General features: G+C 49.0%; 13 protein-coding genes. 9 read left to right on the top strand and 4 right to left on the bottom strand.

The annotated features are described in order from the left end of the window. Genes accC through H6624_14215 form a run of 3 tightly spaced genes read left to right on the top strand, consistent with a single transcriptional unit; the run spans window position 1 to window position 3634 of the window. Window positions 1-1500, top strand: coding sequence for an acetyl-CoA carboxylase biotin carboxylase subunit (gene accC, locus H6624_14225; GenBank protein ID MCB9085499.1), 1500 nt, complete (start codon window positions 1-3; stop codon window positions 1498-1500). A 2-nt stretch (window positions 1501-1502) separates the two neighbouring features. Next, complete coding sequence (locus H6624_14220; protein ID MCB9085498.1) at window positions 1503-2027, top strand: acetyl-CoA carboxylase biotin carboxyl carrier protein subunit; 525 nt, start codon at window positions 1503-1505, stop codon at window positions 2025-2027. Further along, window positions 2024-3634: a methylmalonyl-CoA mutase gene (locus H6624_14215; GenBank protein MCB9085497.1), complete on the top strand. Its 1611-nt coding sequence runs from the start codon at window positions 2024-2026 to the stop codon at window positions 3632-3634. Before H6624_14220 ends, H6624_14215 begins: the two co-directional genes overlap by 4 nt. Here the strand turns inward: H6624_14215 and tatC are convergent. From tatC to H6624_14195, 4 genes are all read right to left on the bottom strand, one after another. Next, complete coding sequence (tatC, locus tag H6624_14210) at window positions 3631-4383, bottom strand: twin-arginine translocase subunit TatC (GenBank protein MCB9085496.1); 753 nt, start codon at window positions 4381-4383, stop codon at window positions 3631-3633. The two genes, H6624_14215 and tatC, sit on opposite strands and share 4 nt — an antisense overlap. Continuing rightward, the gene (locus H6624_14205) at window positions 4380-4787 is read right to left on the bottom strand and encodes a twin-arginine translocase TatA/TatE family subunit (GenBank protein MCB9085495.1); all 408 of its coding nucleotides are present in this window, start codon (window positions 4785-4787) and stop codon (window positions 4380-4382) included. Before H6624_14205 ends, tatC begins: the two co-directional genes overlap by 4 nt. Window positions 4788-4858: 71 nt before the next feature. Continuing rightward, window positions 4859-5485, bottom strand: a complete 627-nt coding sequence (locus H6624_14200; protein MCB9085494.1) for a hypothetical protein — start codon at window positions 5483-5485, stop codon at window positions 4859-4861. A 211-nt stretch (window positions 5486-5696) separates the two neighbouring features. After that, entirely contained in the window at window positions 5697-8297 is a 2601-nt protein-coding gene (locus H6624_14195; protein MCB9085493.1) for an insulinase family protein, read from the bottom strand. A gap of 16 nt (window positions 8298-8313) precedes the next feature. Here H6624_14195 and hemW point away from each other — a divergent pair, with 16 nt between their 5' ends. The 6 genes from hemW (at window position 8314) to H6624_14165 (ending at window position 13965) form a co-directional block, all read left to right on the top strand. Beyond that, on the top strand, window positions 8314-9486 hold the full coding sequence (gene hemW, locus H6624_14190) for a radical SAM family heme chaperone HemW (protein ID MCB9085492.1): 1173 nt from the start codon (window positions 8314-8316) through the stop codon (window positions 9484-9486). A gap of 70 nt (window positions 9487-9556) precedes the next feature. Then, the gene (locus tag H6624_14185; protein MCB9085491.1) at window positions 9557-10123 is read left to right on the top strand and encodes a nucleotide exchange factor GrpE; all 567 of its coding nucleotides are present in this window, start codon (window positions 9557-9559) and stop codon (window positions 10121-10123) included. Between the two features lie 18 nt (window positions 10124-10141). Beyond that, a complete protein-coding gene (locus tag H6624_14180) occupies window positions 10142-11167 on the top strand; it encodes a DnaJ domain-containing protein (GenBank protein ID MCB9085490.1) in 1026 nt (341 codons plus the stop codon). After that, a complete protein-coding gene (locus H6624_14175) occupies window positions 11164-13146 on the top strand; it encodes a penicillin-binding protein activator (protein MCB9085489.1) in 1983 nt (660 codons plus the stop codon). The genes H6624_14180 and H6624_14175 overlap by 4 nt, the downstream gene beginning before the upstream one ends. A gap of 140 nt (window positions 13147-13286) precedes the next feature. Beyond that, window positions 13287-13655, top strand: a complete 369-nt coding sequence (locus H6624_14170) for a TraR/DksA family transcriptional regulator (protein MCB9085488.1) — start codon at window positions 13287-13289, stop codon at window positions 13653-13655. Between the two features lie 145 nt (window positions 13656-13800). Further along, a complete protein-coding gene (locus tag H6624_14165; protein ID MCB9085487.1) occupies window positions 13801-13965 on the top strand; it encodes a hypothetical protein in 165 nt (54 codons plus the stop codon). Window positions 13966-14192 lie beyond the last annotated feature (227 nt).

Here is a 14192-nt window from a genome sequence, read left to right as displayed (position 1 = left end):
GTGTTTAAGCGAGTTTTGATTGCAAATCGTGGCGAAATCGCCATTCGAGTGATCCGGTGTTGTCGGGAGCTGGGTATTGAAACCATTGCCGTCTACAGCGAGGCCGATCGCAACAGTGCTCACGTCCTCCTCGCCGATAGGGCCTATATGATTGGGCCTGGGCCGAGTAAGGAGTCCTATTTAGTTGTCGACAAGATCATTGACGTGGCTAAAGAGTGTGGCGCAGACGCCATTCACCCGGGCTACGGCTTTTTGAGTGAAAACGCCGACTTCGCCAGAAAGGTTGAAGAGGCGGGCATCACCTTTATTGGACCCACCCCAGACAATATCATCGCAATGGGGGACAAGCTCTCTTCCCGTGATTTGATGATTGAAGCCGGGGTGCCAACGGTTCCTGGGTCCGATGGAGTCATTCGGGACTTGGATCATGCCAAATCAGAATCTGAACGCATTGGTTACCCGGTAATGATCAAAGCTTCTGCCGGTGGCGGCGGAAAAGGGATTCGCGTGGCCCATGGCCCCGATGAACTGGCCAGCGCCTTTCGTGCCTGTCAGTTTGAAGGCAAAAATTATTTTGGCGACGATCGTGTTTTTATTGAGAGGTTTATTCAAAACCCCAAGCACATTGAAATTCAGGTGTTTGGAGATAAACATGGTAATGTCGTTCATCTTTTTGAACGCGAGTGTTCTGTTCAGCGCAGAAATCAAAAGATCATTGAGGAGAGCCCCAGCATTTCCGTACCACAAGAGGTCCGGGAGGAAATGGGTCGCGTCGCGGTTCGCGCCGCTGAGACCATTAGCTACGTTGGCGCCGGAACGGTCGAGTTTATTTTTGACAATAGCACCAAAGAGTTCTTCTTCATGGAGATGAATACCCGCCTTCAGGTTGAACATCCGATCACCGAAATGGTCACTGGAGTCGATCTGGTCCAGGAGCAGATCTTTGTTGCTGCGGGAAGGAAGCTCTCCTTTAAGCAGGAAGAGATCACTCAGAAAGGGCACTCCATTGAGGTCCGGATTTGCGCTGAAGACCCAGTCAACTTCACTCCGTGCCCAGGCAAGATTCGCCGCTGTCGAATCCCCCAGGGACCCTTCGTCCGGGTAGATGGCTATGCATATCCTGGTTACGAAATCCCAATTTACTACGACCCAATGATCGCCAAACTCATTGTTTGGGGACACAGTCGGGAAGAGTGTATTCGCCGCCTAAAAAGAGCCTTAGCTGAGTTCATGCTGACTGGGGTAAAGAGCAATATTGTTCTTCATAAGAACATTCTTGACCATCCGACGTTTTTGGATGGCACCTATACGACTCAGTTTATCGACAAAGAAATCAAAGGTAAACGACAGCGCCAGCTTTTTATGTTTGTCGACGAGCACGTCTTCCTCATTTCGGCAGCCATTAGTGCCTATAAGGACAGTAAGTCTCGGGACATTAGCGACTTTAACCTGGCTAGCAGATGGAAAGATGTGGGCCGACAAAAATCATTGAGGGTGTAATCATGTATTTTGAAGCCGAATCAAATGACACAAAATACGAAGTTAACGTCAATGAAACTCGGACCACATGGAAGGTCTCAATTAAGGCCGAGGATCAGGATTGGATCAACTACGAAATTCCAAAGTTAGATTATCAGAGAGCTGACGACACAATCAGTTTGATCTTTAACAATAGCTCCTACTTGGTCGATGTGGTTGGACACGACACCGAATACAATGTTTACACTCGTGGCTCCTTCCGGACTGTGCGAATCTTTAACGAGGAAAAGCTGCTTCATGAGAGCCTTAAAAAAGGCGGGAATTTTGGAGGCGGCGCTTCTCTCGACTCAGGAATGCCTGGAAAAATTGTCAATATCCTCTGCGCAGAGGGTGAGGACGTCGCCGCAGACTCGCCCCTCCTAATTATGGAGGCGATGAAAATGGAAAATGAGATGCGCGCACCCCGTGACGTTAAGATTAAGTCCATCCACGTTAAAGAAGGGGACAACGTTGAGGCAGGCACTGTCCTGATCAGCTTTGAATCATGAGCGATAGATCCCGGGAGAGAAAGCCTGTATTTAAAAACTCCAGTGGCATTGAGCTAAACGCTTACTACGACAAGTCCTCTTGGAGTCCAGACAAAGAGGGGGCGGGCGACAACTCTGCCCCCGGAGAGTTTCCATTTACCCGCGGTGTTCAGGAAACAATGTACCGGGGTCGCCTTTGGACTATGCGACAATATGCCGGCTTTGGCTCCGCCCGCGAGAGCAATCATCGATATAAAATGCTTCTTGAGCGCGGCACCACTGGCTTGAGTGTGGCTTTCGACCTTCCCACCCAGATGGGATACGACTCTGATCACCTGATGGCGACTGGTGAAGTCGGCAAGGTTGGTGTGGCCATTTCTTCCGTCGAAGACATGGATATCCTCCTTGATGGTCTTCCGCTGGATAAAATTTCAACTTCTATGACCATCAACTCCACGGCCGGAATTTTACTTGCTCTCTATGCAGCTGTCGCCCGCAAGAGGGGTGTCGCCTTAGGCCAGCTGAGGGGCACCATTCAAAATGACCTCCTCAAGGAATATATCGCACGAGGAACCTATATTTTTCCACCGAAGCCCAGTATGCGGATTATCACCGACATCTTCGCTTACTGTGGAAGAGATATTCCTGAATGGAACACCATAAGTATTTCCGGCTATCATATTCGCGAGGCCGGTGCAACGGCTGTACAGGAGCTGGCGTTCACTCTTGCCAACGGCATCACCTATGTTCAGGCCGCTGTTGATTGTGGCCTCGACGTCGACCAATTTGCTGGGCGACTGAGTTTTTTCTTTAACGTTCATAATAATTTTTTTGAGGAGATCGCCAAGTTTCGTGCGGCCAGGCGTATGTGGGCCAAGATTATGAAAGAACGATTTGGCGCGAAAGATGCTAAGTCCATGAAGCTGCGGTTTCATAGTCAAACGGCTGGCGTTACTCTGACGGCTCAACAGCCCGAAAACAACATTGTGCGCGTGACCATGCAAGCACTTGCTTCAGTTCTTGGCGGCACCCAGAGCCTACATACTAATAGTATGGATGAGGCGCTTGGCTTGCCAACTGAGCGTGCGGCGACCATTGCCCTTAGAACCCAGCAGGTTATTGCCCATGAATCCGGCGTCACAGATGTGATTGACCCGATGGCCGGCAGCTATTTTGTTGAATCCATGACCGATGACCTGGAAAAACGTGCTTACGATTACATCGAACGAATCGAAGGTCTGGGCGGCGTGGTTTCCTGTATCGAGAAAGGCTGGATTCAAAACGAAATCCAAAACTCGGCCTACCAGTATCAATTGGATGTTGAAGCCAGGCGCGAGATTATTGTTGGTGTTAATGATTTTGTGCAGGATATCGATGCCCCAATCGAAACCTTAAAGATTTCTGAAGATACGGCCAACGAACAAATCGCCCGCCTTAAAAAATTCAAAGCCTCCCGACGCCAAACAATGGTCGACTCTCATCTGGAGAAAATTCGCAATGCCGCTCTGGGAACAGACAACCTAATGCCCGTGTTTATCGATGCCGTGGAAAACCAGGTCACCTTAGGGGAAATTTCGGACGCTCTTCGCCAGGTGTTTGGCCAATACAAAGAAACTCTGACTCTTTAGGAGTTTTGGCTATCTTGATTTTGCGCGAGCATCTTAACCAGAAGCACTGAAATTTCATAGAGCAGCAGCATCGGGCCCATCATAAAAAGCATACTGAGGACATCTGGCGGAGTAAAGATGGCGGACATCGCCGCAAGCAAGACGTAAGCATACCTGCGGTACCTGGCGAGAAAATCCCCCGAGACAATCCCCATCATTCCCAAAATGGCCAAAATGACCGGCATTTCAAATGCCACACCAAAAACTAGGGTGGTGGTGACAAAGAAGGATAGGTACTCCCCAATCGTAATCATCGGGGCATCCGTCTCGCCACCAAAAGTCATTAAAAACTTAAATGCCATTGGATAGACCACGAAATAGACAAAACTCACGCCCGTCAAAAACAGAACCGTGCCAAATCCTATAAAGCTGACCGCGTACTTTCTCTCTTTATCGTATAGGCCAGGAGCCACAAATTTCCACAGCTGAAACATCCAAAAGGGGCAGGCTAAAATGGCCCCCCCAAGCAGTGACACCTTAATGTGGGCGAGAAATTTATCCATGGGAGCAGTAAAAACCAGCCCCCCCGTCGTCGACTTAAGGTAGGGGGCGATGGGCCTGCGCACAATATCAAACAAAAGATCACTAAATACCCAGCAGACGAGAAAGCCTACAAAAATCGCTACTATCGACCAAACCAATCGCGTCCTCAGTTCAGTCAAGTGATCGACGAGAGATTGATTGTTTGGTTCCACTTGGCCCTGATTCATACCTGATCTTTTTTAGATTTGTCCTTCCCTGCTGGCGAGGACGCCAATGGGGGATCGCTTTCCTGGGGTGCGGTGTTGTCATCCGCATGAAACCTTTCTTCCCCAGGTTCTCCATGGTGAAAGTCCTGGTTTAGATCCTCATCACGAGCGAGATTTGCTGCTTCAGCCATCTCCTTTTTAGCAATTTCAACATGATCTCGAATACTATCCTCAGTTTTTTGCATATACTGATTGGCCTGATGCTTAACGTTACTGATTGATGCCGTAAAATCTCCAGTGGCTCGCTTAAACTCATTGATCATGCGGCCGACGACTCGGGCCACCTCGGGAAGTTGCTTGGGCCCGATAACAATCAGTGCGAATACACCAAGTACAATCAGTTCTGTAAATCCCATGTTAAACATAGATCAATGTTAGCCCATGTGGCCCCAAAGGTCTATCAGAGAGAACAGGATTCTTTATGGATACCAGCCGTTTACTGGCGAATGACTTTCTTTGCATATGGGGTGGGGGCAACCAGACCCTTGGCATTCAATTCGTCCTGAGCCTGCTTTGATCCAGTTAGGACATACCGGTCATAAAGCCTCAGCAGGTCTGCCTGACTTACAACAAAAGACTTCTCACTAATACAGGTTAAAACATCCACGTACTCAAGGAACCTATGCGAAAAATCGTGGTAGACTTCAGCCACCTCGTCGATAGCGGTCATACTCGCCAGACTTCCATAGGCTGATCCACCGATGTCGGCATAATAATCAATGTCCACAATCTTTCTTTTGAGCGACTCGCCAAAAAACCCGCTGATGTACAGACTCATGTCCCCTAGTCTTTTGAGCATTTCCACCTTAAGGCTTGGTTCGGAGTTCACCGCAGTTAAATACATCTCGGCCAAGGTGCTACTTTTCTTTTTGCCAGTCTCGGGGGACTCCTCAAAGAGATTCTCGGTCTGCAAGTAGAAGTCGAGGAGATCGACCAAATAGCTTCGGGCGGGAACCGATGCTTGAACTCGTCTCTCTTGCAAGGCTGTACCTACAGCCTCATCAAAATACTCCTTTGATGAAGTGATGAGGTCCGGCTTGGGGCCCTTGTGATCGCCGCTCATAGGAAGTCTCCTTGGTCGCAGTCCTGGAGGTCAAACATCCCTCTATAGACTTTCGGCACACATCAACTTCTATTTTACCAAGATCATTAGGTTTTTTTCGTCTGACCGATTCACTCTGGTCCAAGGACCCGGGATTTGCTTCATTTTGAAACACCCCGGGCCGCAAACATTGAGACAAATTATTTTTCAGATAATCGAGCCTTATGGCGTCTCACCATGGGCATTCCCTTCCAACCGCACTGATGACCGAGGTCTGTTGAAACAGAAACTGAGCCAAGTCACGCAGGCTTTCTCCCGTGACCGCATTAATTTTCTCCGCGTATTTATACGTCTCCCTAAAATCGACGTCGTAGATCTCATCAAACAAGATTGCCGCCGTCACTGCTGAGTTCTTTTGCAAATCTATGTCGTGACGACCAATCAGGTAGCGCCGGGCCCTGTCCAGCTCCTGATCAGCAACAGTGGTCTCACAAAGTTTCTTGAATTCAGCTTCCATCATTTGAATGGCCTTTTGGCCCTTTTCAGGGGAACAACCAATGTAGGCTCCAAAATATCCAGCATCGAGCCCCTCCATTCTCAAGGGCGCCACGGAGTAGGCAAGTGAGGCCTTGTCTCGAAGTTCAATAAACAGTCGCCCCCCCTGACCTGCCAATACAGATTGAAGTACCTGTAGGCTATATCGTCGCGGGTCTGAAAAGGTGAGGCCAGGAAATCCATAGACAATGTGCGTTTGCTCCTTTTCACTCTTCTCAAATGTTCTTACATCTTCCGTTTTAGGTGAAAACTGGTAGTGGTCGCGAATCTTATCTCCAGCAGGCAACTCTGAGAGGTACTTGTCTAGACGCTGATTCAAAATGCTTCCATCCATATCTCCAGAGGACACACCTACAAAGTTCTTTCTCGTTACCATTCTTGAATAGTGTCGATTGAGATCCTCACTTGTAAGGCTAGATATTGATTCAACATCCCCCAGGGGATCCCTTCCATAAGGGTGATCTCCGAACATGTTTTCCATATAACGCAAGATCGCTATCTGTGCAGGGTTGTCATTGCGATTTTTTAGATGCTCCAACATGACAATTTTTTCCCGATCGACAATTTCCTCGGGAAAGTTTGGCTCCACCAGTACACTTTCAAAAAGATCTAAGGCCTGGTCCCAATACCCCGACATGGCCGTAAGACTGAGGCCCGCTGTGTTCCGTCCGCCAAAAGCTGACAAACTCGCGGCCATTGACTCAACTGACTTGTACATTTCCTGTTCCGAGTACGACTTCGTTGATGTTGCCCAGCAACGGGAAAGCAGCTCCGTCAGTCCGGACTTACCGTCTGGCTCCTGCCTCAAGCCACCTCTAAACCCGCAGCGGAGATTTACCACCGGAGTTTCGTGAGCGGTTCTTAAGATAAGAACACCATCTTTTCGCTGCTGCTTAACAGGTAACTCCGGATCCGCAGGTGCTGAAGCCGACATTTTCCACTTTAGGCGAGGAGGCCTTTTGTAGGATATTTCCCTTGAGTTTCTTTCCTTCTTAGGGATTTCAAATTTTTTTGCCCAACGCTTAAGGGCCTTTTCTGCTTCCTTCTCTCCCCGTGGGGTAGTCATCGTCACCGTCATGGTCTCAGGCTTAAGATATTTTCTCGCAACTGCCAGAATGTCCTCGGGAGTCAGGGCATATACGGCCTTCATAAATTCATTGAAATACTTGTAGTCTCCGTAAAGATGCTCGTAGGAACCGAACTTCCTGGCCATGCCATCGACGGTCTCCATTGAGTAAAATTCTTCGCTTGCCAAGTTCACGACCGCCTTACGGATTTCTTCCCCTCCGGGTGGAGCCTTGAGAATTGATTCGATCTCTTCACTTAGGGCGACCAGAACTTCCTCTAGATTCTCTCTGGCCGTGGACAAAGAAATGGCAAAGAAACCTGGCTCAAAGGGGGTAAAGCAACTTGCGCCTATGTAGTTGACCAGTGGTTTTTGCAGCCTGAGCCGGTGGGTGAGGCGAGAACTGTCGCCCTGTCCGAGGACCAGGGCCAAAACCTCAAGTGCCGGAATGTCTTTGTGTTTGATCCCCGGCACCTTCCAAGCCACATTTAGCAGTGATTCCTCAAAGGCCGTCTGTTGGACTTTGACCCGAGCTGACTCTTGCTTTGGCTCTTTCTTTCTTTGTGATTTGCGAAGCCTGTACTCTTTTAGTTCAGAAAAATAGTTTGTAACTTTTGATTTCATTTCCTGACTGTCGAAGTCGCCAATTACTAGCAGGGTCATATTCTTAGGTACGTAACGACTATGGTAATAGTCGAGGAGGGCCTTCTTTGAAACTCCACTAACCACCTTATCATAGCCGATGACGGGGATGCCATAGGGGTGCTTTTTGTATGCTGAACTGAAAAGCAGTTGGCTGGATTGCCTATGGGGGTTGTCTTTTCCGCGCTTGATCTCCTCTAGAACCACCTCGCGTTCGTTATCAATCTCAGCCTCATCAAAAAGTGGGAAGCCCATCATGTCAGAAATGCACTCAAGGGCCGTATCTGCGAAGTGCTTTGATATGGTGATGTAAAAGACGGTTTGGTCAAAAGATGTGTAGGCGTTTAGTTCTCCCCCCGAACCCTCGACCGTTGAAGCGATCTCGCCGACACCAAACTTCCTTGTGCCTTTAAACAAAAGATGTTCGATAAAGTGGCTGATTCCCTCCTCACCTTTGAGTTCATCGGCACTCCCGGTTTTGACCCACATTTGGACTGATACCACCGGGGATTTTTTACTCTCGACAAGCAGAACCTGTAGACCGTTTTTCAATTGAAATTTCTTAAACATCTATTAAATACCTTCCATGGCCTTTGGCGTTTATGTTCACATTCCTTATTGTCTCCAGCGGTGTCGCTATTGCGATTTTACCACCTTTGAACAGAGCGAAATCAGACCTCCAGAGGATTATCTTCAACTTGTTTTGACAGAAATCCGGTCCCGAGCAAAGATCTTTGATTCCACAGAACTCGCCAGCTTGTATTTTGGCGGTGGAACCCCAAGTATTGTTCCTGCCGAACATATTGTAGCCATTATAAATGAGCTTGCCAACGTAGGCTTTCCCCTGTCGAGTCGATCGGAAGTTACCATTGAGATTAATCCGGCGACGGTTGATGTTGAAAAATTTCGTATATACCGCGACGCCGGAGTGAATCGTTTTAGTGTTGGCGCCCAGACCTTTGACAACGGCTTACTGGCCCTTTGTGGCCGTCGGCATAATGCGCAGGACACTCACAGGACTCTAGACTTCTTGGCTCACCATGGGGTGAATTACTCATTTGACCTGCTGTTTGCCTTGCCTAACCAAAGTCTTGAGCAGCTCACCTTTGACCTCGACATAGTTCAACAGTATGACCCGCCGCATTTAAGCGCCTACTGCCTAACGGTCCCCAGTGGTCACCCAATGGCCATCAATCGCCCTTCGGACGACAAACAGATTAAGATGTTTGCGCTGATTCAGGAGCGGCTCTCGACCATGGGACTCCTCCAATATGAGATTTCCAATTTCAGTCGCCCAGGCCGGGAGTCTGCACACAATCTTCTCTATTGGTCTGATCAGCCCTACTGGGGAATTGGCCTGAGTGCTCACTCGTATAGGCCTGGATTGCCATATGGACAAAGGTTTTGGAATCCAAACTCAATGGAGGCCTATGAGGCCCAGGCCCCTTTAAGCTACCCGCCCAAAAAGCAGTTCGAGATTCTCAAGGCCCACGAGGCTCTTACAGACTATTGCCATACATCCTTGCGGCGCAGCCAAGGCCTATTGAGAGAGGGCCTTAACTCTAGGTTCGGCGCCCAAGGGCTGGAGCTCGTCCACCGGAGGCTCCAGTCGCCCTCTGTGTCGGAACTGATTGTACCTGGGCCTGATGGTTGGACATTGAGCAAACAAGGAGTTCACCTCAGCAACAGAGTTTTTTTGGAAACGACGTTTTCTGAGGAGGATTTTCCACATTCCGGCCGCATAAAGGAAGACTTTTGACGCATTGACAAACTCTTCATCCGGCCCATATTTGCTATTACGATGGTGAGATTAACCTCAGGAGGCCAAGTTGTCGGCAGATGATCACCAAAAGGGGTCCGGCTCAAGAAATGGGGCGGACGACCTCAATGATGATATGGAAATTGAAATGATCGGCGATGAGCCCGTTGACTCTAGCTCAGCTGATAGTGGTGAATCCACTCAGTGGAAGAACGATTATCTTTATCTTCGCGCTGAGTTCGATAACTACAAGAAGCAAATGATCAAGGAGCGTTCCGATCTCGTTAAGTATGGTTCTGAACGACTCATTCTGGCATTACTCGACGTGCTGGATATTTTTGATAGAGCGCTGGCGACAGAAGTGACTCCAGAGAACATGAATGGCTTCGTCGATGGGGTGCGGCTCACCTCTGAAGAGCTGCGCAATACTTTGGGGCGATTTGGTGTTAGTGGGCATGACCCCAGCGGTGAGGCCTTTGATCCTACTCTTCACGAGGCTCTCAGTAGCGAAGAAACGAATCAGATACCGCCGGGGCACATCACGCAGGTTTTCAAACGTGCCTACAAACTTCATGATCGTGTGATTCGTCCCGCCCAGGTTGTTGTCGCCAGAGAGATTTCGAACAAAGAAAACTAGGAATAAGCGGGGAATACTTTGTCCAAGCGTGACTATTACAGCGTTTTAGAAGTCTCTCGTACAGCCTCCCTTGAGGACATCAAGAAGGCCTATCGAAAACTTGCGCTCAAATATCATCCTGACAAAAATCCCGGTAATAAACAGGCCGAAGATCGATTTAAGGAAGTCAGTGAGGCCTATGAGGTCTTGCGCGATCCAAAAAAGCGCCAGATGTACGACCAGTTTGGACAGGTCGGCGCTCAGGCCGGTGGTTTTCATGGACAGAACCCCTTTGGCAAAGGTTTTGGTGGCTTCCGGGATTTTGGTGGAAACTATGGAGGAGAGGGCTTTAATTCTCAAGACCCCGACTCTTTTCACGATATCTTTAATGACTTTTTTGGTGATATTTTTTCTGGCCGCAAAAAGGGTGCCGGACCTGGTGGTGGACCGACCCCAGGGGGCTTTGATCGCCAACGTGGTGCCGATTTACGTTACACATTGTCTATTACTCTCGAAGAAGCAGCCAAGGGATGTGAGAAAACAATTTCATTTGTTCGGAGACGTGGCGGAAAGGAAGACAGCGCCAAATTATCTATCACGGTTCCCTCTGGGGTGAAGAATGGACAACGACTTAAGCTCCGCGGCGAAGGAGATGGGGCTCCAAAGGGTGGCTCCGTGGGCGATCTCTATGTAATTGTCAATTTGCAGGACCACCCCCTGTTTCGCAGAGAAGAAAATAACATTCTCATGGACCTACCCATCTCTTTTGTGGACGCCATCCTCGGAACACAAATTGAGATTCCGACACTACTAGGCAAAGCAAGCCTGCGTGTTCCTCCAGGAACCCATCCGGGACAGATTTTTCGTCTCAAAAACAAGGGCTTCCCGGACATTGGTGGGTATGGCCAAGGTGATATGCTGATCAAAGTCATTGTGGATATTCCCAAAGACCTGTCGGAAGAGGACCGGAAAGTCATTGGACAAATGAAGCATTTGACGCAAAAATCTCCTCTTGTAGCTGAATTTATGACCAATATTAGTAAGGTGCTAAAATCTCGCCAGTGAGACGTATCTATAACTTAGCTATTTTTTTTCTCGCCCTCGCTCTTGGAGTGATTGTCGCATCTTGTGCAGTTGCTCCTAAGAAAAAGCCTCCGGTCAAAGCAGCACCCTCAGTTCAGGATTCTCTTTCCAAGGTGCAAATTGATGTTGCCGCCGGCGCCCATGACCGGGCCCTTGGCAAGCTCAAAAAGATTGTGAAAGATCATCCGGATACGGATGTGGCCGATGACGCCTATATGATGATGGGTCAGATCTATTTCCAAAAGCGGGATTTTAGGAATTCCTATGAATCCTATATGTCTGTTGTTAACAGCGATATTTTTAGCCCTCGGGAATCCGATGCTCTGCTGGGAGCTGCGAAGTCCTTGGCCAGAACCGGAAGCTACGATGAGGTCCTCAGTCTGACGAACAAATGCCTTGATATGAGGGGGCTCAATGACCAAACACGACTGGAGATCTACCGCCTGCGGTTTCAGGTCCTCAGCGAGGTCGGGGATCGAATTGATGCCCTGAGAGCACTCATATATTTGTCGGAGAAAGAGCCTGATCCCAAAGAGCGGGAAATTTTCAAGAACCGCGCTATTGACTATGTCGAATCTCATTTGAGTGATCAGGATTTGGAAATCGTCGCTGAGGATAAGAAGTTTGGTTTCGTTCGCAGTTTTGCGGTGCTTCGAATTGGTGTTCTTTTGTTTGAGCAACGGGACTTTTGGAAGGCCAAGGATTTTCTTCAGGAGACCGTGGAGTTGGCTCCTGAAACTGAGCTCTCGGAGCGCGCCACTCACCTTCTTGAACAGATTGAAGCCCGACGAAGGGTTGAACCTTTCACCGTTGGGGCCGTGTTACCCCTAAGCGGCAAAGCTGAAAGTTTTGGATATAAAACCCTACGGGGAATTCAGTTGGGCCTTGGGGTATTTGGTCCCCAGCCCTCAAAAATTAAGTTAGCCGTCATTGATAGTGAGGGCAACCCTGATGCAGCAAGAAGAGCTGTGGAAAGGCTCGTCACCGAAGACCACGTCATCGCCATGGTTGGCAGTTTGGCTTCAAAGACGGCCGTCGCAGTGGCATCTAAGGCGGACGAGTTGGGAGTGCCCAGTATTGCTCTTTCTCAAAAGGCTGGAATTACCGATATTGGACCGACAGTGTTTAGAAATGCTCTCACTAGTGAAATGCAGGTGCGGCAGCTGGTTCGGGTCGCAATGGAGGACCTTGGCCATAAACGATTTGCCATTTTGTATCCGAATGATGCTTATGGGGTTGAGTACTCTAATTTATTTTGGGATGAGGTTCTCGCCCGAGGTGGAGTGATTGCTGCTGCCCAGACGTATAACCCAAAAGAAACGGACTTCAGCGGCGCGGTCCAGCGCCTGGTGGGAACCTACTACTTGGAAGATCGGGTTGACGAATACAAACATGCTTTGCGTGAATGGCAAAAAAAGACCAAGGCTGTCGGCGGCCGGAAGTCGCCTCCTGGGGAGTTATTGCCTCCGATTATTGATTTCGACGCCCTTTTTATTCCCGATGGAACAACGGCCGTTGGCCAAATTGCTCCAATGTTGGCCTATCAGGAGGTCAATGAAGTACGACTTCTTGGTACTAATATTTGGAACACTTCGGGTTTGGTGCGCAAGGGAGAGCGGTTTGTTGAGGGCTCCATTTTTGTAGATGGGGTATTTTCTACTGACTCGAAATTTAAGCGCTCAAATTTTTATCGGGACTTCCACAAGACTTTTCGTGAGGAGCCCGGACTCCTGGAGGCTCAAGGCTACGACGCCGGCCTGATGATTCGCGAGCTAATTGAAAAGGGTCAGCGCACTCGCGTTGGTCTTGCCGAAAGTCTAGCTGAACTAAAGACCTTCCGGGGCTCTCTTGGCACCTTGTTTATGAATGGCAGCCGTGAAGTGGAGCGCCCACTAGTTCCCCTGACGGTCGAAAAGGGCCAAATCGGCCGGTGGCGGCAGGCCAAAAAGGCACGTAAGTAGCCAAAATTCCGTAACAACCAATTTTTTCGAGGACTTTTTAACCGCCCAGCCCCCCTCTGGCGTCATAGCAACACCTTCCTAAACGGAAGGCGAGTCCGGATCTGCCGGCACAAAGCCCATTAACAGAGGGAGGGGCAAAAATGGAACGTTTATCAGCTACTCTCATTGAAGAGTGCAAGGCGCGGCTACTGTCCGCAAAGTCAGAGACACTTAACAGGTTTGGCATTAACCGGGCCGATTACGAAAATCGTGACGACCGCGGCGACGAAGTTGACCAAACCATGAGGACTCTGGCTGAAAACCAATATCTCACTAATCAGAATCGACTGCGGCTGCAGTTGATGGAGATCGAGTCGGCGCTCGCCCGCATTGAAACTGGAACCTTTGGCTTTTGCGAGGAAACCGCGGAGCCGATCGAGGCGCAGCGTCTATTAGCAATTCCCTGGACCCGCTTGAGCATCGAAGGGGCTGAGATGAGAGAGTCCCCACATTCGAGATTTGGCAGATAAGAGAAGTGTGTTTTTTCATGTGATCCTCCTTTAGAGGGGCCGACAGGCCCCTCTTTTTTTTGCCGCGAGTGGTAGTGACACCCTCTAGGGATTGGAGCTAGGTTTTGGTCCAAATTCACCTATTCGGATTCAGACGCTTTGGGGTATGGGTAAACTGGCACCGAAAAAAGACTTCTTAATCAAGGAACGCTCAGAGCTTCTTAATGGCTCTAGGAGCCAGTCTGCGGGCCTGCCCACGCGGGAAAGATCGCTAAAGCTGTTAAATATCGAGAAACAGCTCGCTAAAATCGACGCCAAAAAGAAAATCTAAATTTATATCGCAGAGAAATATTTCTTATGGAAATCCCTCGGCATGAGTCTTAACAGACTATATCAGGACCTGGACTCGTCAAAATTTTAACACCAAAAAAATGAAAAAACCTGCGTTGTTTCAGTGAATTCCGGACCTTTTCTGCGCTTTTTCCCTTAAAGACCTGGCTTAGTGAACCGAAAAGTAAAATAGGTAAGCAAAGTAGTTTCCCGCCATAGCGGAGGCCA

The sequence above is a fragment of the Pseudobdellovibrionaceae bacterium genome, from assembly GCA_020635075.1.
Classification (GTDB): Bacteria; Bdellovibrionota; Bdellovibrionia; order Bdellovibrionales; family UBA1609; genus JADZEO01.
Note: the sequence above shows the minus strand (reverse complement) of the source record. Positions and strands in the feature narration are given on the sequence as shown.